This is a genomic window from Mycobacterium sp. SMC-16 (assembly GCF_046250085.1).
Lineage (GTDB): Bacteria > Actinomycetota > Actinomycetes > Mycobacteriales > Mycobacteriaceae > Mycobacterium > Mycobacterium phocaicum.
This window is the reverse complement of the sequence record NZ_CP176427.1, coordinates 1392739-1415522: the sequence shown is the minus strand read 5'-3', so window position 1 is coordinate 1415522 and position 22784 is coordinate 1392739. Positions and strand designations below refer to the sequence as shown.

Sequence of the window (22784 nt, the reverse complement as noted above, 5' to 3'; positions counted from 1 at the left end):
TGCCTATGAAGCGACATCCCGTCATGGCGGCTGCCGTCGGCGCGCTCGCCGTGTCGTTCGCGCTCGCTCCGCCGGCCGCTGCCGACCCCAGCTACGACACCGGGGGTTCGGCGGCCGACGTCATCAACAACCTCCAGGCCGAGGGCTACCTCGTCCAGATCAACTGGACCAACGGTTTCGACGTCAAGCCGCTCAACATCTGCTGGGTCACCGGCGTGAACAACCCGGGCAATTTCAAACCGGGCGGCCCGGTGGCGGCGACTGTCTACGTCGACGTGCAGTGCCCGAACCACGAATGGTGAATCACACCTGAGGGTAGGGCGCGAAGCGCTTGTCGAACCCGGCCTTGCGCTCGTCGAGTGCCGCCTGCCGTTGCGCCGCAGTGACATACGTCGTTCCGGCGGGCAGCACCGAGCCGAGGTCGCTGAGCGCCACCACCTGTGAACTCACCTTCGGCAGGTTGGTGCCCGTGGGGTCGAGGTCCTGGAAGCGGATCGAGATGGTCCCCTGGTTGAGGCCGCCGGTGGACACCCAGTTCGCCACACCGGGATCGGTCGGCGACACCACGATGGTGTAGCTGCCGTCCGCGTTGGCCACCGACTGCGCGATGTTCAGGCTGGTCTGCTGATCCCAGTAGTTCTTGGTGATGGTCCAGTCGTTGGTCACCGGCACGACGAAATAGCCGGCGTCGCCGGGCTTGATCGTCAGGACCAGCGCCTGGTCGTCAGCCAGCTGGAAGTACCCTGGGCTCTGCACCTGGGTCGACAGGAACGTCGCGTTGCTCTCGGGATCGGTGAAGACGTTGGGCGGCTTCGTCTTTCCCGACGAATCCTTGGTCGCCACGTCCATGTACTGCGGTTCCATCCGCAGCCCGAGCGCGAGAATCACCGACGCTTCCAGGCCCTGCAGGAACCGCGGCATCACCGGCAGCGGCGGGATCAGTGAGACCAGGTTGGTCAGGAACGGGTTGCCGGAGACCGCCGGTCCCAGACCGGGGATGTCGAAGCCTCCGATCTGCGCGAACAGGCTGTTTCGCGGACCGCTGACCCGCTCGATGGACAAGCTCATCGGATCCTGAGTGTTCCAGTCCGACAGCGTGTTCCGCGCGACGATGAGCGTGGTGTCGGTCGGGATCTGCAGATGGTTGGTCTGGCCCGGTTCGGCCGGACGCGAACTCACCGTGACCGTGAAGGTGCCGTCCGGGTTGATCTGCATGTCCTTGGCATTGAGCACCGCAGCGGTCTTTCCGCCGAGGCCCGTCAGCACACTGAAGGTGGGTCTCCGCGGGCCTCTCCCCCGGACCGAACTTCCCGCTGATCACGTACGTCGACGTCGAGTTGACCGCCATCATCCGGTAAATGGTGTCCGGGTTGTCGTACAGGATGCGCGTGCCGGTGATCGACTGGCCGAACCAATCATGCGGCGGCATGACCATTTCCAGCACCGTCGGCCGCATCGGGTTGAGCAGCTGGTACTCCATGGCGGCCTGCTGGGCGTACTCGTCGACCGCCTGGTTCAGCTGGTCCAGGTTCTCCTGGTCGGGTCCGCCGACCTGCGAGTACTGCTGCTTGGCATTCAGCTGGAACGCGAACTTGAGGATCGCCTTCATGATCTGCATCGGCAGCGTGTTCACGATGGCGTTGGCGGTCCGCTCGCCGGCCAGCTGCTGCGACGTGCCGAGCACCGTGGCGGCGCTCTGGAGCGACGTCGGCGCGGCCGCCAATGACGTTGTCGCGGAGGTGGATGCGGTCTCGCGGCGGGTGACGCCCAGCAGCGCGGACAGCGCGGCGTTCTGCAATGGCGCGACGGGGTTCCCGGACGCGTTCGCCGCCCCGTTCAGGCCCACCGCCGAGAGCGCATGCGACACGGCCGCGGTAGCCGCGGCAACCGGTGCACCGAGCGTTGCGACCGGTACGGCCACATGTGCCCGTGGCGCACTGCTCACGGGTGCGTCCTCCGTCGCCACCGCCGCCTGCACCTTCGAGGGTTTCTGCGCGGCTGTGACGGTGGGCGTGGTGGCGACCTTCTTGATCGTGGGTTTCGCGTCCGGCTCGGACGTCTTACCGGCGTCGGTCGCCTTCTTCGCAGCCGACGGCTTCTCCGCATCGGCATTATCCGCGGGCCGCTTCGACGACTTCTTCCCCGGATTCACCGCGCCAGGGCGCTTGACGCCCTTGTCCTTCTTCGGCTTGTCCGCATCGGCCTTGTCGCCGTCACCCTTGGCCGCAGTCTCACCCTTCGCATGACCGTCCGACGATGTCCCCGCGGCATCACTCGGTGCGGCGAAGGCGATGCCAGGACTACTCGCCACCGCCACGCCGATCCCCAGCGCGACGGCCAGCGCACCGACCCGGCCGACGAATCTGGCTGCGCCAGTTGGCAACTGCTCACGACTGTTGATCGGCATGCGACTCCCCTGTACCCCGACTAGAACGCGTTCCAGTTATAACAGGGCCACACTCGCGCGTCAGCCATTTACGAGACAAATGATTAAATATGTCTCGCCAACGACGTTGATGTCGATTTTCCGCTAGTACTCGGGTCCGCCGCATGCCATTGTCGAAGACATGTACGACGACTTCGACCGCTGCTACCGGGCAGTCCAATCCAAGGACGCCCGGTTCGACGGTTGGTTCGTCACGGCCGTCCTCACCACGGGCATCTATTGCCGCCCCAGTTGCCCGGTCCGGCCGCCGTTCGCGCGCAACGTCCGCTTCTATCCAACCGCCGCGGCAGCGCAGCGGGCCGGCTTCCGGGCCTGCAAGCGCTGCCGGCCCGACGCATCGCCGGGGTCACCGGAGTGGAACATCCGCACCGACGTCGTGGCCCGCGCCATGCGACTGATCGCCGACGGCACCGTCGACCGCGAAGGCGTGACGGGCCTGGCCGCCAGACTCGGCTACACCACCCGCCAACTCGAGCGGCTGCTCCAGGCCGAGGTGGGCGCGAACCCCTTGGCGCTGGCCCGGGCTCAGCGGAGCCAGACCGCGCGGGTCCTCATCGAGACCACGAAACTGCCCTTCGGTGACGTCGCGTTCGCCGCCGGCTTCTCCAGCATCCGCCAGTTCAACGACACCATTCGCGAAGTATGTGCGCTGACGCCGACCGAACTGCGGCTCCGGGCGCAGGCGCGCTTCGAACCCAACGAAACCCCGGGCACGGGAACACTTTCCGTCCGGCTGCCGGTGCGGACGCCCTTCGCATACGAGGGAGTGTTCGGCCACCTGGCGGCCGGCGCGGTGCCGGGCGTCGAAGAGGTACGCGACGACACGTTCCGACGTACTTTGCGGCTGCCCAACGGGACCGGCATCGTCGGACTGTCGCCACGCGTGGATCACGTCCAGTGCACGCTGATCCTCGACGACTTCCGGGACCTGGCCACCGCCATCGCCCGGTGCCGGCGACTGCTCGACCTCGACGCCGACCCGGAGGCCGTCATCGACGTCCTCAACGCCGACCGGCACCTGGCGCCCGTCGTCGCGAAGGCGCCCGGGCAACGCATCCCCCGCACCGTCGACGAGAACGAGCTGGCGCTCCGGGTGGTGATCGGGCAGCAGGTATCCATGAAGGCCGCCGCGACGCACACGCGCCGGCTGGCGCTGGCGTACGGCACGCCCATCAACGACCCGGCGGGAGCCTTGACCCATGTCTTCCCGTCCGTCATCCAACTGGCCGAGATCGATCCGAGCCACCTGGCGTTCCCTGAGTCCCGCCGACGCACACTTGTCGCGCTGATCGACGCCCTCGCCGCCGGCACCCTCGAGCTCGACGCCGGGTCGGACTGGCTGCAGGCCAGAACTCAGTTGGCCGAACTGCCCGGCATCGGACCGTGGACCGCCGAGGTGATCGCGATGCGTGGCCTCGGCGATCCCGATGCCTTTCCCGCCAGCGACCTCGGCGTCCAGGCAGCCGCCAAACAAGCTGGGCTGCCGGACAATTCACGCCAGTTGATCGAGCACAGTGCACACTGGCGGCCATGGCGTGCCTACGCCACTCAACACCTGTGGACCTCTCTGGATCACGCGGTCAACCAGTGGCCGCCCCTGACCACCAACCCGTCGCACTCACCACAACAGGAGCAGGCATGACCGCCACGTTGCAGACCCGGACCATGCACAGTCCGGTCGGAACCATCACGATCGCCGGTCGCGACGGGCGGATCCGGCATCTGCGGATGGACGATCAGACATACGAGCCAAGTCATGACGGTTGGGAGCCCGACGAGACGGCTTTTCCGGAGGCCGTCGACCAACTCACCGCCTACTTCGCCGGCGAACTCCAGGAGTTCGATCTGGAACTCGACCTCATCGGCACCGAATTCCAGCGCCGGGTCTGGGGTGCGTTGCTGACCATTCCGTACGGCGAAACCCGTTCGTACGGCGAGATCGCGCTGCAGGTCGGATCACCGGGTGCGTCTCGTGCAGTCGGACTGGCCAATGGCCACAATCCCGTCGGCATCATCGTGCCCTGCCATCGAGTCATCGGAGCCAACGGCAGCCTGACTGGATATGGCGGTGGATCGGACCGCAAGAAACTCCTGCTCGATCTCGAGAAAAGCCGGTCAGGAACCGAAGAGCCGACGCTATTCGATTGAGAAATGCAAAACATCTTGAACGCAAAATGCCTCAGCCCCCCGATTTTCATCGGGGGGCTGAGGTAATTTGTGTTCGGCGGTGTCCTACTTTTCCGCCCGTGCAGGGCAGTATCATCGGCGCTGGCAGGCTTAGCTTCCGGGTTCGGGATGGGACCGGGCGTTTCCCTGCCGCTGTTGCCGCCGTAACTCTATTTATTTAATCCTCTACCGGCCGTGACAATCCCCCTTTGTGGGGGTTGTTTGGTGGTGGGGTGTGGTCTGTTCGATTCTGATTGTGGTGTGGTTGCGGGCACGTTGATGTGCAATGTTCTTGCTTACACACTGGTTTTTTGGGTGTGTGTAAGTTTTCGGCCGGTTAGTGCCAGTTCCCTAAACTTATTGCTAAGTGTGCAGGTCTGGTCTATCGATCCCGTGGTCTGCGGGGGGCCTTATCCCTCTAAAAGGGTGAGAAACCTGGTCTTGGAAGAGGTTTCCCGCTTAGATGCTTTCAGCGGTTATCCTGTCCGAACGTAGCTATCCAGCGGTGCCCCTGGTGGGACAACTGGTAGACCAGAGGTTCGTCCGTCCCGGTCCTCTCGTACTAGGGACAGGTTTCCTCAAGTTTCTGACGCGCGCGGCGGATAGAGACCGAACTGTCTCACGACGTTCTAAACCCAGCTCGCGTGCCGCTTTAATGGGCGAACAGCCCAACCCTTGGGACCTGCTCCAGCCCCAGGATGCGACGAGCCGACATCGAGGTGCCAAACCATCCCGTCGATATGGACTCTTGGGGAAGATCAGCCTGTTATCCCCGGGGTACCTTTTATCCGTTGAGCGACACCCCTTCCACTCGGGGGTGCCGGATCACTAGTCCCGACTTTCGTCCCTGCTCGACTTGTAGGTCTCGCAGTCAAGCTCCCTTGTGCACTTACACTCAACACCTGATTGCCGTCCAGGTTGAGGGAACCTTTGGGCGCCTCCGTTACATTTTAGGAGGCAACCGCCCCAGTTAAACTACCCACCAGGCACTGTCCCTGGACCGGATAGACGGTCCGAGGTTAGAAGCCCAATACGATCAGAGTGGTATTTCAACAACGACTCCACACACACTGGCGTGTGCGCTTCACAGTCTCCCACCTATCCTACACAAACCGTACCGAACTCCAATACCAAGTTGTAGTGAAGGTCCCGGGGTCTTTTCGTCCTGCCGCGCGTAACGAGCATCTTTACTCGTAGTGCAATTTCGCCGAGTCTATGGTTGAGACAGTTGAGAAGTCGTTACGCCATTCGTGCAGGTCGGAACTTACCCGACAAGGAATTTCGCTACCTTAGGATGGTTATAGTTACCACCGCCGTTTACTGGGGCTTAAATTCTCCGCTTCACCCCCGAAGGAGTTAACAGGTCCTCTTAACCTTCCAGCACCGGGCAGGCGTCAGTCCGTATACATCGTCTTGCGACTTCGCACGGACCTGTGTTTTTAGTAAACAGTCGCTTCTCACTGGTTTGTGCCACCCCCTCCCGCTGCCGGCCGCAAGGGCCTTGACGGTATGGAGGTCCCCCTTCTCCCGAAGTTACGGGGGCATTTTGCCGAGTTCCTTAACCATAGTTAACTCGTACGCCTTAGTATTCTCTACCTGACCACCTGTGTTGGTTTGGGGTACGGGCCATGTGTGCACTCGCTAGAGGCTTTTCTTGGCAGCATAGGATCACCGAATTCGCCTCACTCGGCTATGCATCACCTCTCAGACATATGAACGACGGATTTGCCTATCGTTCGTCCTACAGGCTTACCCCGGTATTACCACTGACCGGTACGGCTACCTTCCTGCGTCACCCCATCGCTTGACTACTACCCACCAGGGTCCCACGCAGCCGGCAACACGTGATCCCCGAAAGGATCATCACGTGCCATTTGGATGGTTAGCACAATGGATTCATCACGGACGCACACACACGGGTACGGGAATATCAACCCGTTGTCCATCGACTACGCCTGTCGGCCTCGCCTTAGGTCCCGACTCACCCTGGGCGGACTGGCCTGCCCCAGGAACCCTTGGTCTTTCGGCGGGCAAGGTTCTCACTTGCCTATTCGCTACTCATGCCTGCATTCTCACTCCCACACCCTCCACAACTCGATCACTCGGCTGCTTCACCGGATGCAGGACGCTCCCCTACCCATCCTTGCGGATGCCGCGACTTCGGCGGTGTGCTTGAGCCCCGCTACATTATCGGCGCACAATCACTTGACCAGTGAGCTATTACGCACTCTTTCAAGGGTGGCTGCTTCTAAGCCAACCTCCTGGTTGTCTTCGCGACTGCACATCCTTTTCCACTTAGCACACGCTTAGGGGCCTTAGTCGGCGATCTGGGCTGTTTCCCTCTCGACGCACGGAGCTTATCCCCCGCCGTCTCACTGCCACGCTTTTGTCTTACCGGCATTCGGAGTTTGGCTGACGTCAGTAACCTGGTGAGGCCCATCGGCCATCCAGTAGCTCTACCTCCGGCAAGAAACACGCAACGCTGCACCTAAATGCATTTCGGGGAGAACCAGCTATCACGGAGTTTGATTGGCCTTTCACCCCTACCCACAGCTCATCCCCTCAGTCTTCAACCTAAGTGGGTTCGGGCCTCCACGCGGTCTTACCCGCGCTTCACCCTGGCCATGGGTAGATCACTCCGCTTCGGGTCCAGAACATGCCACTACACCCTTACGGGATACGCCCTATTCAGACTCGCTTTCGCTACGGCTACCCCCCACGGGTTAACCTCGCGACATGTCCCTGACTCGCAGGCTCATTCTTCAAAAGGCACGCCATCACCCCACCAAAGGAGGGCTCTGACGGATTGTAGGCACACGGTTTCAGGTACTATTTCACTCCCCTCCCGGGGTACTTTTCACCATTCCCTCACGGTACTAATCCGCTATCGGTCATCAGAAGGTATTTAGGCTTACCGAGTGGTCTCGGCAGATTCACAGCAGATTTCACGGGCCCGCTGCTACTCGGGAACACCATCAAGGCAGACATCGGGTTTTCACGTACGGGACTCTCACCCTCTACGGCAGGCCATCCCAAGCCACTTCCGTTAACCACGACATTTTCTTACTGCCCTCCAGAGGGATAGCCCTGGAAAGATAGGTCCCACAACCCCGCACACACAACCCCTACCCGGTATCACATGCATACGGTTTAGCCTCATCCGCTTTCGCTCGCCACTACTCACGGAATCACAATTGTTTTCTCTTCCTACGGGTACTGAGATGTTTCACTTCCCCGCGTTACCTCCCACACCCTATATATTCAAGCGTGGGTAACACGACATAACTCGTGCTGGGTTTCCCCATTCGGACATCCTCGGATCAACGCTCGGTTGGCAGCTCCCCGAGGCTTATCGCAGCCTCCTACGTCCTTCATCGGCCTCTGATGCCAAGGCATCCACCATGCGCCCTTAAACACTTACGCACAAAAACCAATTGATAAACAAGAATCAAAATTGCACATCAACACACACAGAAGGAAAAACCAACGACCCGAAAGCCGCCGGCAACCAATACTGCGCGCGTTAGATGCTCGCAACCACTATCCACGAATCAAACACCACACCCCACCACCAAAACCGGTGAGGCAACAACAACCCCCACCACCCCCAACGGAGCGGTGTCTCCCACCCCCACATGAGGAGGGGAGCGAACGGGCCTGTTGTCTCAGGACCCAACAGTGTGTCTGGCAATTCTTCACGACCAACGCTTTCCAGCCGGCCGCACGTTTGTCGTCATATGCACCCGCCGGACAAGCCCACTACAGGCGCCGGCGACAATCCCAACCACCAAGTCCCGCACTGTTGCGGGGATGGGGGAAACCCTGGATCAGGGCATGTAAATGGTGCTCCTTAGAAAGGAGGTGATCCAGCCGCACCTTCCGGTACGGCTACCTTGTTACGACTTCGTCCCAATCGCCGATCCCACCTTCGACGGCTCCCTCCACAAGGGTTAGGCCACCGGCTTCGGGTGTTACCGACTTTCATGACGTGACGGGCGGTGTGTACAAGGCCCGGGAACGTATTCACCGCAGCGTTGCTGATCTGCGATTACTAGCGACTCCGACTTCACGGGGTCGAGTTGCAGACCCCGATCCGAACTGAGACCGGCTTTGAAAGGATTCGCTCCACCTCACGGCATCGCAGCCCTTTGTACCGGCCATTGTAGCATGTGTGAAGCCCTGGACATAAGGGGCATGATGACTTGACGTCATCCCCACCTTCCTCCGAGTTGACCCCGGCAGTCTCCTACGAGTCCCCGGCATAACCCGCTGGCAACATAGGACAAGGGTTGCGCTCGTTGCGGGACTTAACCCAACATCTCACGACACGAGCTGACGACAGCCATGCACCACCTGCACACAGGCCACAAGGGAACCGACATCTCTGCCGGCGTCCTGTGCATGTCAAACCCAGGTAAGGTTCTTCGCGTTGCATCGAATTAATCCACATGCTCCGCCGCTTGTGCGGGCCCCCGTCAATTCCTTTGAGTTTTAGCCTTGCGGCCGTACTCCCCAGGCGGGGTACTTAATGCGTTAGCTACGGCACGGATCCCAAGGAAGGAACCCACACCTAGTACCCACCGTTTACGGCGTGGACTACCAGGGTATCTAATCCTGTTCGCTCCCCACGCTTTCGCTCCTCAGCGTCAGTTACTGCCCAGAGACCCGCCTTCGCCACCGGTGTTCCTCCTGATATCTGCGCATTCCACCGCTACACCAGGAATTCCAGTCTCCCCTGCAGTACTCTAGTCTGCCCGTATCGCCCGCACGCCCACAGTTAAGCTGTGAGTTTTCACGAACAACGCGACAAACCACCTACGAGCTCTTTACGCCCAGTAATTCCGGACAACGCTCGCACCCTACGTATTACCGCGGCTGCTGGCACGTAGTTGGCCGGTGCTTCTTCTATAGGTACCGTCACTCACGCTTCGTCCCTATTGAAAGAGGTTTACAACCCGAAGGCCGTCATCCCTCACGCGGCGTCGCTGCATCAGGCTTGCGCCCATTGTGCAATATTCCCCACTGCTGCCTCCCGTAGGAGTCTGGGCCGTATCTCAGTCCCAGTGTGGCCGGTCACCCTCTCAGGCCGGCTACCCGTCGTCGCCTTGGTAGGCCATTACCCCACCAACAAGCTGATAGGCCGCGGGCCCATCCCACACCGCAAAAGCTTTCCACCACACACCATGAAGCGCGTGGTCCTATTCGGTATTAGACCCAGTTTCCCAGGCTTATCCCAAAGTGCAGGGCAGATCACCCACGTGTTACTCACCCGTTCGCCACTCGAGTACCCCGAAGGGCCTTTCCGTTCGACTTGCATGTGTTAAGCACGCCGCCAGCGTTCGTCCTGAGCCAGGATCAAACTCTCCAAACAAAAACTTCGGGACAAACCCGACAGAATTCAAGTTCAGAACAATCTGACCTAAACAAAAGACACCAAACAAACTGGCATCAAAAAAACAACCACACCCCACAAACGGGAAAACACGGAGTGCGGTCAAAAACAACAAACAAAAACCACCAAACACACTATTGAGTTCTCAAACAACACGCCGTTTTCGGGCAACCCCACCAACCTACTATCTCTTGATCGGGCTGTCAAGCTCTTGCTCTGGGCTTTTTCGGCCCCGCTCGCTGCTGACTTGGAATACATTAGCGGGCCGATCTTGATTTTACAAAACGCCTGCATACGGCCGGTTTTTCGACCGAAACGCGTCGCACGGCGTCCATCGGAACGCTCAATGCGACACGCCAATGGCCGTCAACTGACCCGTTCGACCTCCGCGCCCAGACTCACGAGGTTCTCGACGAACAACGGATACCCGCGATCGATGTGGAAAACGTCGTGAACCTCGGTGTCGCCATCGGCGACCAATCCCGCCAACACCAGACCGGCTCCGGCGCGAATATCCGACGCCCATACCGGCGCACTCGACAACTGCGGAATTCCGCGGACCACCGCGTGGTGACCGTCGGTCCGGGCATCGGCGCCCAGGCGAATCATCTCCTCGACGAACCGGAACCTGGCTTCGAACACGTTCTCGGTGATCATCGAGGTGCCCTCGGCGATACACGCCAAACCGATGGCCATCGGTTGCAGGTCGGTCGGAAATCCCGGGTACGGCAGCGTCGCGACGTTAACGGCTTTCGGCCGTTCGTACTGGACCACGCGGAAACCGTTGTCGTGCTGGGTCACCGTCGCGCCGGCATCGTGGAGCTTGTGCAGCACCAGCTGGAGGTGTTGCGGGTCCACCCCCGTCACGGCGACATCGCCGCGCGTCATCGCCGCGGCAATCCCCCAGGTCGCGGCCACAATCCGGTCACCGATCACCCGGTGCTCGGTCGGATGCAGCTTGTCCACCCCGGTGATGGTCAGCGTCGAGGTCCCTCCCCCACTGACCTTGGCACCCATCTGGTTCAGCATGTCGCAGATATCGACGATGTCCGGCTCACGCGCTGCGTTGTGGATGACCGTCACACCCTCGGCGAGCACTGCCGCCATCAGGATGTTCTCGGTCGCACCCACCGACGGGAACTCGAGCTGGATTTCCGCTCCACGCAGGTGATCTGCCTCGGCGACCACGCAACCGTGCTCGATGTTGCATCGCGCTCCGAGTTGGCGCAGACCGGATTGGTGCATGTCCAGCGGCCGCGAACCGATCGCGTCGCCACCAGGCAATGCGACTTTCGCCTTCTTGCAGCGCCCCACCAGCGGACCGAGCACACACACCGAAGCGCGGAACTGCCGGACCGCGGCGAAGTCCGCGTCGTACTTGGGCTCGTCAGGTGATGTGATGCGGGCAACATCGCCGTCGAGCTCGACGGTGGCGCCGAGACCACGCAGCACCTCGGCCATCAATGGCACATCCAGGATGTCCGGGCAGTTGGTGATCGTGGTGGTGCCCTCGGCCAACAATGCCGCGGCCATCAGCTTCAGCACGCTGTTCTTGGCGCCCCCCACGGCAACTTCGCCGGACAACCGGCTACCCCCGGTCACCACGAAACGCTCGCTCACGCGGCTAAGTGTAAACAGCGGCGCAGGCCGGTGTCAGGCCACGAAGAGGTCTCCGCGAGTACGGTTTGACCATGGCTGTGCACCTGACCCGCATCTATACCCGGACCGGCGACGATGGGTCGACCGGCCTCAGCGATTTCAGCCGGGTGTCGAAGAACGACGCGCGCCTGGCGGCGTACGCGGACTGTGACGAAGCCAACGCCGCGATCGGCGTCGCGGTCGCCGCGGGTGCGCCCGATGAGCGAATCCGCTTGGTACTGCTGCAAATTCAGAACGATCTCTTCGACGCCGGCGCAGACCTGTCGACCCCGGTGGTCGAGAATCCGGAATACCCGCCGCTGCGGATCACCCAGCCGTACATCGACCGGCTGGAAACCTGGTGCGACGAATTCAACGAGCCGCTGTCGAAGCTGACGTCGTTCATCCTGCCCGGCGGCACTCCCCTCTCCGCCTACCTGCACGTCGCGCGCACCGTGGTCCGCCGGGCCGAGCGGGCGGCCTGGCAGGCGATCGATGAACACGGCGATTCGGTCAGCGTCCTGCCGGCCAAATACCTGAATCGGCTGTCGGATCTGCTGTTCATCCTGTCGCGGGTCGCGAATCCGGATGGTGATGTGCTCTGGCAACCGGGCGGTGGCGCGCAGCAAGCGTGATTCAGACCGCGCGGCGGCGGGACCGCGGCGACGGCCGGGCCTCGAGCCACGACGTGAAAGCCGTCAAAGCTCCACGGTCCAAAGCGATTTCGTAGCCGCTGCGCCGTTCGGGACTATTGTCGCGCAGCTCGAGAATGACCGTTTCGATGGTCATGATATCGAATTCGTCGCCCCGTGGGGCACGGCGCCCGACCACTTCCAGGCCGCGACGGGACAGGGTCCGGTCCGGCCACCAGCGCAGGCTCGACAAACGATAAAAGCCGGCTTCACCACCGCGGTAGCGCATGACTCCATGCCGCCACCCGTGGCCGCCGGCAGCTGGGTAGTCGCGCAGGATGGCGGCGGTGCCGCCAACCTGGCGCAACTTCCACAAGCGATAACTCAGTGCGGCTACAGCCAGCACCAACACGCCGACGAGCGCGACCATCATCAACATGGACGCGCTCATCGGGGTATCAGTCGAGCTGGCCTACGGCGCGCAGACGCGCCCGGCCCCACGCAGCGGTCGCCTCGTCGTCGGACGCGGCATCGGCCTTGGCCGCATGCGCATCGATCTCCGACTCCAGCGCCGCATCTTCAACCAGAATCCGCACGGTCTCCTCGGTCACCGAGAGGAACCCACCGGACACGGCGATCCGCAGATCATCCTCGCCCTCGCGCTCGACCCGGACCATCGCGTCGTCGACCAGCTGGCCGACCAACGGGATGTGCCGGGGCAGGATGCCGATCTCGCCGGCGGTGGTGCGAGTGAAGACGAATGTGGCCTTGCCTGTCCACAGCGCGCGCTCGACGGCGACGATCTCGACGTCCATTTCGGCCATGTCACACCACCTTCCGTGCTCGAGTAACTACAGCGGTCACAGCTTGGCGCCGAGGCTTTCGGCCTTCTTCGCCAGGTCGTCGAGACCACCGATGAGGAAGAACGCCTGCTCCGGCAGGTGGTCGAAGTCGCCCTTGGCGAGACGGTCGAACGCCTCGATGGTCTCCTTCAGCGGCACCGTCGAACCCGGCTGGCCGGTGAACTGCTCGGCGGCCATCATGTTCTGGCTCAGGAAGCGCTCGATCTTACGGGCGCGGTACACCAGCACCTTGTCCTCTTCCGACAGTTCGTCGATACCGAGGATGGCGATGATGTCCTGAAGGTCCTTGTAGCGCTGCAGGATTCGGATGACTTCCTGAGCAACCCGGTAGTGCTCGTCGCCGACGATGCTGGGGTGCAGGATCGTCGAGGACGACGCCAGCGGGTCCACGGCCGGGAAGATGCCCTTGGAGAACACCGCACGAGAAAGCTCGGTGGTGGCGTCCAGGTGGGCGAACGTGGTGGCCGGGGCCGGGTCGGTGTAGTCGTCAGCGGGCACGTACACGGCCTGCATCGAGGTGATCGAACGACCACGGGTCGAGGTGATGCGCTCCTGGAGCTCACCCATCTCGTCGGCCAGCGTCGGCTGGTAACCCACGGCCGAAGGCATACGACCCAGCAGGGTCGAGACCTCGGAACCGGCCTGGGTGAACCGGAAGATGTTGTCGATGAAGAGCAGCACGTCCTGGTTCTGCTCGTCGCGGAAGTACTCGGCCATGGTCAGGGCCGACAGGGCGACGCGCATACGGGTGCCTGGCGGCTCGTCCATCTGGCCGAACACGAGGGCGGTGTCCTTGAGCACGTTCGCGTCCGCGAGCTCGACCCACAGATCGTTGCCCTCACGGGTGCGCTCACCGACGCCGGCGAACACCGAGGTACCACCGAAGTTGCGGGCAATACGGTTGATCATCTCCTGGATCAGAACCGTCTTACCGACACCGGCACCACCGAACAGGGCGATCTTGCCACCACGCACGTACGGCGTGAGCAGGTCGACGACCTTAAGACCGGTCTCCAGCATCTCGGTGCGGGGCTCCAGGTCGGCGAAGGCCGGCGGCTTGCGGTGGATGGACCAGTGCTCGAACTCCTTGCCGTAACCCGGCTCGTCGAGGCAGTCACCCAGGGCGTTGAACACGTGGCCCTTGACGCCGTCGCCGACAGGCACCGAGATGGAGGCGCCGGTGTCGCGGACGTCGGTGCCACGCACCAGGCCGTCGGTCGGCTGCATCGAGATGCAGCGCACCAGGTTGTCACCGAGGTGCTGAGCAACCTCGAGGGTCAGGGTCTTGGCCAGCGCACCGAAGGTGATGTCGGCGTGCAGAGCGTTGAACAGTTCGGGCACAGAGCCACGCGGGAACTCGATGTCCACCACCGGGCCGGTGATGCGAACCACGCGACCAGTGGTCTTGGTCTCTACGGCAGAAGTCATATCTCTCTTCGCTTCCTACGGGGCCTATTTCGCGTCGGCCAGCGCGTTGGCGCCACCGACGATTTCGCTGATTTCCTGGGTGATCTGGGCCTGGCGCTCGCGGTTCGCGGCGAGGGTCAGGGCCTTGATCAGGTCGTCGGCGTTGTCCGTTGCCGACTTCATGGCGCGTCGACGCGAAGCCGACTCCGAGGCCGCGGCCTCAAGCAGTGCCGCGTAGACACGGGTCGCTATGTAGCGAGGGAGCAACGCGTCGAACAGCACGTCCGCACTCGGCTCGAACGAGTACAGGGTGTGGACCTCGGTCGGCTCCCCCGTGTACTCGACGGCCAGCGGGGCGATCCGCACGGCCTCGGCCGTCTGCGACAGCATCGACTTGAACTCGGTCGACACGATGTGCAGTTCGTCGACGCCCAAGATGCCGTCGGCACCCGGTTCGTCACCCTCGTCGTCCGCACCCGCCATGAACGCCGTCACCAGGGTGTCGGCGATCTCCTTGGCGTTGGCGTACTCCGGACGCTCCGAGAAGCCGGTCCAGGACTCGGCGACGGGGCGCTGACGGAAGCTGTAGTAGCCCAAGGCCTTTCGGCCGACGACATACAGCACCGGCTCCTTGCCCTCGTTGCGCAGCAACGTGAACAGTTCCTCGGCCCGACGCAGGACGTTGGCGTTGTAACCGCCGCACAGGCCGCGGTCAGACGACACCACCAGGACGCCGGCACGGCGCGGGTTCGCCCGCTCCACGAGCAGCGGGTGGTCCAGCGCGCTGGCCCCCGCAAGCTCGGTCAGCATGTTGGTGATCTCGGTGGCGTAAGGCCGGGCTGCATCAACCCGGGCCTGCGCCTTGGCGATCCGCGACGTGGCGATCAGCTCCTGCGCCTTCGTGATCTTCTTGATCGACGAGGCGGATTTGATACGTCCGCGTAGCTCGCGCAGTGTGGCTGCCATTGGTTACCTAGGCCTTCTTCGGTGCCGGCTTGTTGACCTTGACCGACTCCTGGCCGAGCTCAGCAGGATCCAGGGCCTCGGCCTCTGCTTCCTTGACGACGACCGAGCTACCGTCGGTGGCGGCGAAGCCCTTCTTGAACTCGTTGATCACCGAGACCAGCTTCTCCTCGTTCTCCTCGGAGAGCTTCTTGGTCTCCTTGATCCCGGTGAGGATGTCGGCGTGGCTGGCCTTCACGTGCTCGAGCAGCTCGGACGAGAAGCGCGAAACGTCTTCGGCCGGAACCGAATCCAGGTGGCCCTGGGTACCGAGGAAGATCTCGATGACCTGGTCCTCGACGGCCAGCGGGCTGTACTGCGGCTGCTTCAGCAGCTCGACCAGGCGCACACCGCGGTCCAGCTGAGCCTTCGAAGCGGCGTCCAGGTCCGAGGCGAAGGCCGCGAAGGCCTCCAGCTCGCGGTACTGCGACAGGTCCAGACGCAGCGAGCCGGCAACTTCCTTCATCGCCTTGATCTGCGCGGCACCACCGACGCGGGACACCGACACACCGACGTTGACGGCGGGGCGGACACCCTGGTTGAACAGGTCGGACTCCAGGAAGCACTGACCGTCGGTGATCGAGATGACGTTGGTCGGGATGAACGCCGAGATGTCGTTGGCCTTGGTCTCGATGACCGGCAGACCCGTCATCGAACCGCCACCGAGCTCGTCGGACAGCTTCGCGCAACGCTCCAGCAGACGCGAGTGCAGGTAGAAGACGTCACCCGGGAACGCCTCGCGGCCCGGCGGGCGACGCAGCAGCAGCGAGATGGCGCGGTAGGCGTCGGCCTGCTTCGACAGGTCGTCGAACACGATGAGGACGTGCTTGCCGTTGTACATCCAGTGCTGGCCGATGGCCGAGCCGGTGTACGGGGCCAGCCACTTGAAGCCGGCGGGGTCAGAGGCGGGAGCCGCGACGATGGTCGTGTACTCCATGGCGCCGCCCTCTTCCAGCGCGCGCTTCACGCTGGCGATGGTGGTGCCCTTCTGGCCGATCGCGACGTAGACGCAGCGCACCTGCTGCTTCGGGTCACCGGTCTCCCAGGCCTCGCGCTGGTTCAGGATGGTGTCGACGCAGACGGCGGTCTTGCCGGTCTTGCGGTCACCGATGATCAGCTGACGCTGGCCGCGGCCGATCGGGGTCATGGCGTCGATGGCCTTGATACCGGTCTGCAGCGGCTCGCTGACGCTCTGGCGCTGAACCACGGTCGGGGCCTGCAGCTCGAGGGCACGACGGGTCTCGGCCTTGATCTCGCCCTGGCCGTCGATCGGCTCACCCAGCGGGTTGATGACGCGGCCCAGGAACTCGTCGCCGACCGGCACCGAGAGCACCTCGCCGGTGCGCTTGACCTGCTGGCCCTCTTCGATCTTCTCGAACTCACCCAGGATGACCGCACCCACGCTGTGCTCGTCGAGGTTCAGGGCCACGCCCAGAACACCGCCGGGGAACTCGAGGAGTTCCTGGGTCATGACCGAGGGCAGACCCTCGACGTGTGCGATGCCGTCACCGGCGTCGACGACAGTGCCGATCTCTTCACGATCGGTCGAGGCCGAGAACGTCGTTACGTAGTTCTCGATGGCACCTTCGATATCAGCAGCCGAGATTGTCAACTCTGCCATGGTTTTTGGTCTTCCTAGTCTTGGGTGTTTCGGAGTTAGTCGGGCAGCCGGTTGGAGGCGGCAGCCAGTCGTGACGAGATGGAGCCGTCGATCACCTCATCGCCGACGGTGATGGTCAGACCACCGAGGAGGCTCGGATCGACATGCAGCTGGACGGACACCGGGTGGCCGTAGATGCGGGTCAGAACCGACGTGAGCCGGGTCCGCTGTGCATCCGACAGGGCCGCGGCCGCTTCGACGTGGGCGACCACCTCGCCGCGGCGGGCGACTGCCAGCTCGGCCAGATCAAGGACGGCCTGGTCGGCGCGCTCACCGCGCAGCAGGCTCACGGTCTGCGTCAGCAGCGCCTTGACGGTGCTGTTGGCCGAGCCGTTGGCACCGGTAAGGACCTTGTCCAGCAAGGCAACTCGGCCGTCGACCGGGGTGCCGTAGTCACCGAGCAGCGTCGAGAGGCGCGGCTGCGCGTCCAGCACACGGCTGAACCGGAACAGCTGATCCTCGACCTCGGCGACGTCACCGCTGACCTCGGCCCGCTTGATCAGTGCCAGGCGAGCGACGTGCTCGATGGCGTCGACCAGGTCGGACTGCTCCGACCACCGCGAAGACACCGCGGCACGCAGCAGTTCCAGTGCGTTGGCGCCGATCTTGCCGGACAGCACCGCGTCCAGCAGAGCGACCTTGGGGGCGGGGTTGTCGGCGGGCTCGGCCAGGTGCCGTCCGAGGTTGACCTCGGTCAGCAGCAGCCGGGCGACGGCAGCCAGATCATCGGCGAGCGCGGTCAGCGCGGCCGCGTCCAGGCCGTTGGCGGTCGCGTCGAACTTCTCGACCAGCGCGGTCAGTGATTCCCGGCTCGCGGCCCGCAGCTTCACCTCGGCGTGGGTACCGACCTCGGCCGAGGACGGCGCCATCTGCTCGAGATCGTCCAGGAAGCGGTCGACGGTGCCGGCCTGCGCGCCGGGCTCGGCGACGTAGCGACGCACCAGCTCGTCAGCCTTGGCGACGGACTCCGCGCCCAGCTCCTGACGGAGCTCGCGGATGACGCCCTGGCGCATGAGCTCGACGTGCTGGCCGCCCTGCGCCTTGATCCGCTCGGCGTCGATTGCGGCCTGCTCGGTGAGCTGCTCGACGATGCGCTGCGAATCGTGCCGCGCCTCGTCGGTCACCTTGGTCGACTCCGCCTTCGCGTCGGCAAGAGCCTTGGCGTGCATCTTGTCGGCGTCCGCGAGTTTCTGTGCGGCTTCGGCACTTTCGGCCAGCGCGACGCGAACGGCCTCCTGCTGCTTGGCCATCATGCCCTTCACCGGAGGTACCACGTACTTCCAGATGATGGCCACGATGACGGCAAAGCCGATCAGCTGCCCGATGAAGATTTCCATCTACTGGCTCCCGCCTGATTTCACGTCAGCCGCCAACTCGACGCCGAGAATGCGGCTCGCCAGCGTCTGGGACAGGTTGTCGACCGACGACTGCAGTTCGGTCTGTGTGGACTGCCGCTGTGCGGACAGTGCCTGGTCGGCACCCTTGAGGGTTTCGGCCACCTCACCACTCGCCGCTGCACGCGCCTGGTCGACGACCTTGCGGCCCTCGTTGCGGGCCTCGTCACGGATGGCCGAAGCCTCCATGCGAGCACCCGCCATCGCCGCGTTGTAGTCCGCCTCTGCGGCGGCCACCTGCTCAGCCGACTTCCGGTTGTCAGCAGCGGTCTTGGCGAGCATTTCCTCGCGTTCGACCAAGACCTTGCTGACAGGTGGCACAACCCACTTGCCGATCACGCCGAGCACGATCAGGAAGATGATCAGCACGACGAAGAAGGTCGCGTTGGGGATCAGGAAGTTCTGACCCCCGCCGCCTTCCGCTGCTGCCTGGCCCGAGGCCAGGATGGTTGCGCTCAATTCACCCATGTCGACGGATTACGACAGGCCCGGGGTGGCGAACACGAAGAGCGCCATGAAGGCCAGGTTGATGAAGTACGCGGCTTCCACCAGACCGACGGTGATGAAGAACGGGGTGAACAGGCGGCCCTGGGCCTCCGGCTGACGGGCGATGCCCGAGATCAGCGCGTTACCGGCGATACCGTCACCGATACCGGCACCGATGGCGCCACCGGCCATGATCAAGCCACCGCCGATGAGGGCGCCCTGGATGATAGTGGCGTTCGTTGCTGCGTCGGCCATTCTCTTTTTCCTCCTTGGTAACTGGTAGCTGCGCTACCAGGGTCTTATTTGTGGTTCCTACAGGTCTTGCGGGTACTTAGTGGTGCTCGTCGAGTTCCATCGACTGGCTGAAGTACAGGATCGTCAGCAGCGCGAAGATGAACGCCTGGATGAGGCCGACGAACAGGTCGAAGGTCTTCCAGATGGCGTTCGGCGCCCACTGCACGTACCAGGGGAACATCGCGATCAGCGCGACCAGGATGCCGCCGGCGAACATGTTGCCGAAGAGTCGCAGAGACAGCGAAACCGGCTTGGCGATCTCCTCGACGATGTTGATCGGCGCGAGGACCGCGACGTGGCCCTTCAGCAGCTTCTTGAAGTGACCGAAGACGCCACGGCGCCAGATGCCCGCTGCGTGGTAGCAGAGGAACACGAACAGCGCGAGCGCCAGCACGTAGTTGATGTCCGAGGCCGGCGGGGCCAGCAGTTCCTTGGCGCCACCGTCTTCCCCACCGAACTGCACCGGCAGGACCGACAGCCAGTTGGAGATCAGGATGAAGGTGAAGATCGTGACGGCCAGCGGCAGCACGAACGGCGCGATCTTCATACCGATCGCGGTCTCGATCTGCTGGCGCATCTGGATGGTGATGGCTTCGAAGAACAGCTGCACACCGCCGGGCACTCCGGTCGAGGTCACCTTGGCCTTCACGATGAAGGCCAACGCGATGACGATGACCGCGGCCACGCTGGTGGCGATGATCGTGTCGACGTTGAAGGTGTAGCCCCACAGCTCGTGCTGCTCGTGGTGGCCGACCTCGATGGCGGCCTCGGCGGTGAATTGTTGAATCACTTGGGTCGTCAGTCCTTTGCTTCTGATCCGTCGTGTGCTTCTGGTTGGTCGCCGCCGCCACCGTTACGTTGGCCGGCACGGACCTTCTTCATCACCGGCAATGCGGTGCTCATGACAAGAATCGCCTGGAACAATGCCACCCCGAACAGCACGCCGATACCGGTTGGCTTGAAGAACCACGTGATCAGCAGGGCGATCACCGAGATCGCGACCAACCGCATCGCGGAGTTGGCGGCCATCTGCATCTTCAGGGGGTGGTCCTTGGCGGTGACCTTGGCAACCGCGCGACGGACCATCATGGCGTTGGCCAGACCGAGCGCCATCCCCAGACCGAAGAAGGCGCCGAACTTCAGATTGCCGCTCACTGCGTATCCGCCACCGAGCGCGATGGCTGTCACGAGGAGCGAGATAGCAAACAAACGCAAGGGCTGAAAAGCCACTGCCGGCAACACCAAAGGCGCGTCCTGCGCTGGTGTCGTCATGGTGTTCACCTCAATCCCGCGGTCACGAGTGCCGTCCCCATATACCTGGCAATCCTGTGTGCGTGCCCACAGAGCGTATCGAAGGTCACATCGAGCGCGTCGGGCACACTGGAATCACCCAAGGGGAAGCTCCCTTTGTCGGTCGTCATTCGGCGCCGATCGGCTTGTGTGAACCGATGGGCCGGGCCGGCAACCCGCGAGGTTTTTCGGGTTCTGCCAGAACCGTACCACATGGTGAGCACCCGAAAACGGGCACCTACTACTTTTTGTCGTACTCGCCTTCTGGCAGGTCATCGCGCCGCCGCAGCAGCGGAATCAGGGTGAAGATGGCGGCCAGCAGGATGGCCCCGAGCATCACCGCACCGGTGTACCGGGGGTCGAAGAAAATGGTGCTCGCCGCCCCCAGCGCCACGATGCCCACCCATAGGTAGATCAACAGCACGACGCGTCGGTGCGAGTGACCGATCTGCAGCAGCCGGTGGTGCAGATGCATCTTGTCGGGACTGAACGGACTGAGTCCGGCACGGGTGCGGCGCACGATGGCCAGCAGCATGTCGAGGGCCGGTACGAACATCACCGCAACGACCAACAGGAATGGCGACAGCAAAGCAAAAACGTCGCGCGCGCCGTAGGCGTTCTGCGAAATCGGGCCCGCCGCCGTCGTCGACGCCGCCGCCAGCATCAGGCCGATGAGCATGGACCCGGAGTCCCCCATGAAGATGCGGGCCGGATGGAAGTTGTGCGGCAGGAAGCCCAGGCAGGCGCCGGCGAGCACCACCGAGATGACGGCCGGCGGGTAGAACAGCACGTCACCGCCGTGGTCGCGCAGCAGCCCGACCGAGAAGATGCAGATGGCCGACGCGGTGATGAGCCCGAGGCCGGCGGCCAGGCCGTCGAGGCCGTCGACGAAGTTCATCGCGTTGACGATCGACACCGTCAGCGCCAGGGTCAGCAGGATCGACGACGCCTGGTCCAGCACGATGGTGCCGACGCCGCCGATCGGGATGTACAGCACACTCCACGCGACGCCCATGGTGACCAGGACACTGGCCGCGGTGATCTGGCCGGCGAACTTCGTCAGGGCGTCCAGGCCCCAGCGGTCGTCGATCAGGCCGATCAGCATGATCAGGCCGCCCGCCACCACCACCGCCGGCATACCGGACGAATACACGAAACCTCGGGTGAGTGCGGGCAATTGGGACGCCAGCAAGACCGCGGCGGCCACCCCGACGTACATCGCCAACCCGCCCATGCGCGGGACCGGCTGGACGTGGACGTCGCGTTCGCGCGGGTAGGCGACGGCACCGAAACGGAACGCCAGCGCCCGCACCCAGCCGGTGGCGAAGTAGGTGATGATCGCCGCGGTCAGACCGACCAGCACCAGCTCGCGGAGCGGAACCCCGGTGCCCCGATCGATCTGCGCGAGCAGCCGGCCTGCGTCGGCAACTACGGTCACGACACCTCGCCGGTCAGGGACTCCGGTTCGACGCCGAGCACTTCGGCGATCTGCGCGACGGCGATCGGCCCTTCCCGCAGCACGCGCGGCGTCGCGCCGGTCAGGTCGACGATCGTGGACGCGGCCTGCTTGGTCGCCGGCCCGGCGTCCAGGTACACCTCGACCTTGTCGCCCAGTTGCGCCCGCGCCTCGTCGGCGTTGACCGCGGGCGGCTGCCCCGAGATGTTGGCGCTGGACACCGCCATGGGACCGACCTCACGCAGCAGCTCGATCGCCACCGGGTGCAGCGGCATGCGCAGCATCACGCTGCCGTTGGTGTCACCGAGGTCCCACGACAGCGACGGGGCCTGGCGCACGACCAGGCTCAACGCGCCGGGCCAGAACGCCTCGATGAGGTCCCGCGCGGCCGGGGGCACGGCGTAGACGAGCCCGTCGATGGTGCGCCAAGACCCGACGAGAACCGGGACCGGCATATTGCGGCCCCTCCCCTTCGCGGCGAGCAGCGCCGCGACGGCCTCGCTGTTGAAGGCGTCGGCACCCAGGCCGTAGACGGTGTCGGTGGGCAGCACGACCAGGCGGCCGCCCTTGAGCGCACTGATAGCCGAGGCGATCCCGGTGGCGCGCTTCTCCGCATCACCGCAGTCGAACGTCTCCATCCATCACTCCTCACGCAAGC

19 protein-coding genes and 3 rRNA genes are annotated in these 22784 nt (G+C 63.5%); 5 read left to right on the top strand and 17 right to left on the bottom strand.

Annotated elements, in window-relative coordinates:
• The first annotated feature begins 5 nt into the window (after positions 1-5).
• A complete protein-coding gene (locus tag ACJEIK_RS06930) occupies positions 6-302 on the top strand; it encodes a hypothetical protein (RefSeq protein WP_061005366.1) in 297 nt (98 codons plus the stop codon).
• 1 nt (position 303) lies between these two features.
• Here the strand turns inward: ACJEIK_RS06930 and ACJEIK_RS06925 are convergent, their stop codons facing one another.
• Positions 304-1266, bottom strand: coding sequence for a DUF1214 domain-containing protein (locus tag ACJEIK_RS06925; protein ID WP_409431242.1), 963 nt, complete (start codon positions 1264-1266; stop codon positions 304-306).
• A gap of 161 nt (positions 1267-1427) precedes the next feature.
• Here ACJEIK_RS06925 and ACJEIK_RS06920 point away from each other — a divergent pair, with 161 nt between their 5' ends.
• The 3 genes from ACJEIK_RS06920 (at position 1428) to ACJEIK_RS06910 (ending at position 4594) form a co-directional block, all read left to right on the top strand.
• Entirely contained in the window at positions 1428-2246 is an 819-nt protein-coding gene (locus tag ACJEIK_RS06920; RefSeq protein WP_409431241.1) for a hypothetical protein, read from the top strand.
• A gap of 321 nt (positions 2247-2567) precedes the next feature.
• Entirely contained in the window at positions 2568-4088 is a 1521-nt protein-coding gene (locus ACJEIK_RS06915; RefSeq protein ID WP_409431240.1) for a DNA-3-methyladenine glycosylase 2 family protein, read from the top strand.
• Positions 4085-4594, top strand: a complete 510-nt coding sequence (locus ACJEIK_RS06910) for a methylated-DNA--[protein]-cysteine S-methyltransferase (protein ID WP_409431239.1) — start codon at positions 4085-4087, stop codon at positions 4592-4594. Before ACJEIK_RS06915 ends, ACJEIK_RS06910 begins: the two co-directional genes overlap by 4 nt.
• Positions 4595-4665: 71 nt before the next feature.
• On the opposite strand, the gene rrf is transcribed toward ACJEIK_RS06910, so the two are convergent.
• The 4 genes from rrf to murA form a co-directional block, all read right to left on the bottom strand.
• Positions 4666-4779: ribosomal RNA gene (gene rrf / locus ACJEIK_RS06905) — 5S ribosomal RNA — on the bottom strand.
• Between the two features lie 150 nt (positions 4780-4929).
• Positions 4930-8035, bottom strand: a 23S ribosomal RNA gene (locus ACJEIK_RS06900).
• Positions 8036-8466: 431 nt separating this feature from the next.
• A 16S ribosomal RNA gene (locus tag ACJEIK_RS06895) occupies positions 8467-9983 on the bottom strand.
• Together the 16S, 23S and 5S rRNA genes form the textbook arrangement of a ribosomal RNA operon.
• Positions 9984-10370: 387 nt before the next feature.
• Positions 10371-11624 carry a UDP-N-acetylglucosamine 1-carboxyvinyltransferase gene (gene murA, locus ACJEIK_RS06890; protein ID WP_020104139.1) on the bottom strand — a complete coding sequence of 418 codons (1254 nt, stop codon included), beginning with the start codon at positions 11622-11624 and terminating at the stop codon, positions 10371-10373.
• A 71-nt stretch (positions 11625-11695) separates the two neighbouring features.
• Here murA and ACJEIK_RS06885 point away from each other — a divergent pair, with 71 nt between their 5' ends.
• Positions 11696-12277: a cob(I)yrinic acid a,c-diamide adenosyltransferase gene (locus tag ACJEIK_RS06885; protein ID WP_064857758.1), complete on the top strand. Its 582-nt coding sequence runs from the start codon at positions 11696-11698 to the stop codon at positions 12275-12277.
• 1 nt (position 12278) lies between these two features.
• On the opposite strand, the gene ACJEIK_RS06880 is transcribed toward ACJEIK_RS06885, so the two are convergent.
• From ACJEIK_RS06880 to ACJEIK_RS06825, 12 genes are all read right to left on the bottom strand, one after another.
• Positions 12279-12725 carry a DUF2550 domain-containing protein gene (locus ACJEIK_RS06880; protein WP_043397045.1) on the bottom strand — a complete coding sequence of 149 codons (447 nt, stop codon included), beginning with the start codon at positions 12723-12725 and terminating at the stop codon, positions 12279-12281.
• A 7-nt stretch (positions 12726-12732) separates the two neighbouring features.
• Positions 12733-13098: a F0F1 ATP synthase subunit epsilon gene (locus tag ACJEIK_RS06875; protein WP_064857757.1), complete on the bottom strand. Its 366-nt coding sequence runs from the start codon at positions 13096-13098 to the stop codon at positions 12733-12735.
• Between the two features lie 36 nt (positions 13099-13134).
• Positions 13135-14565: a F0F1 ATP synthase subunit beta gene (gene atpD, locus ACJEIK_RS06870; protein WP_029105840.1), complete on the bottom strand. Its 1431-nt coding sequence runs from the start codon at positions 14563-14565 to the stop codon at positions 13135-13137.
• A gap of 24 nt (positions 14566-14589) precedes the next feature.
• Positions 14590-15510 (bottom strand): F0F1 ATP synthase subunit gamma, encoded by a 921-nt coding sequence (locus tag ACJEIK_RS06865; RefSeq protein WP_020104134.1) that lies wholly within the window; start codon positions 15508-15510, stop codon positions 14590-14592.
• 7 nt (positions 15511-15517) lie between these two features.
• Complete coding sequence (atpA, locus tag ACJEIK_RS06860) at positions 15518-17167, bottom strand: F0F1 ATP synthase subunit alpha (RefSeq protein WP_020104133.1); 1650 nt, start codon at positions 17165-17167, stop codon at positions 15518-15520.
• Positions 17168-17202: 35 nt separating this feature from the next.
• On the bottom strand, positions 17203-18543 hold the full coding sequence (locus tag ACJEIK_RS06855; protein WP_064857755.1) for a F0F1 ATP synthase subunit B/delta: 1341 nt from the start codon (positions 18541-18543) through the stop codon (positions 17203-17205).
• A complete protein-coding gene (locus ACJEIK_RS06850) occupies positions 18544-19068 on the bottom strand; it encodes a F0F1 ATP synthase subunit B (RefSeq protein ID WP_064857754.1) in 525 nt (174 codons plus the stop codon). It abuts the gene before it with no gap.
• A 9-nt stretch (positions 19069-19077) separates the two neighbouring features.
• A complete protein-coding gene (locus ACJEIK_RS06845; protein WP_020104130.1) occupies positions 19078-19341 on the bottom strand; it encodes a F0F1 ATP synthase subunit C in 264 nt (87 codons plus the stop codon).
• 76 nt (positions 19342-19417) lie between these two features.
• Positions 19418-20170, bottom strand: a complete 753-nt coding sequence (gene atpB, locus ACJEIK_RS06840) for a F0F1 ATP synthase subunit A (RefSeq protein ID WP_020104129.1) — start codon at positions 20168-20170, stop codon at positions 19418-19420.
• A gap of 8 nt (positions 20171-20178) precedes the next feature.
• Entirely contained in the window at positions 20179-20652 is a 474-nt protein-coding gene (locus tag ACJEIK_RS06835; RefSeq protein ID WP_064857760.1) for a hypothetical protein, read from the bottom strand.
• A gap of 259 nt (positions 20653-20911) precedes the next feature.
• Positions 20912-22108, bottom strand: coding sequence for a glycosyltransferase family 4 protein (locus tag ACJEIK_RS06830; RefSeq protein WP_020104126.1), 1197 nt, complete (start codon positions 22106-22108; stop codon positions 20912-20914).
• A complete protein-coding gene (locus ACJEIK_RS06825; protein WP_064857753.1) occupies positions 22105-22764 on the bottom strand; it encodes an L-threonylcarbamoyladenylate synthase in 660 nt (219 codons plus the stop codon). The genes ACJEIK_RS06830 and ACJEIK_RS06825 overlap by 4 nt, the downstream gene beginning before the upstream one ends.
• Positions 22765-22784: the final 20 nt, after the last annotated feature.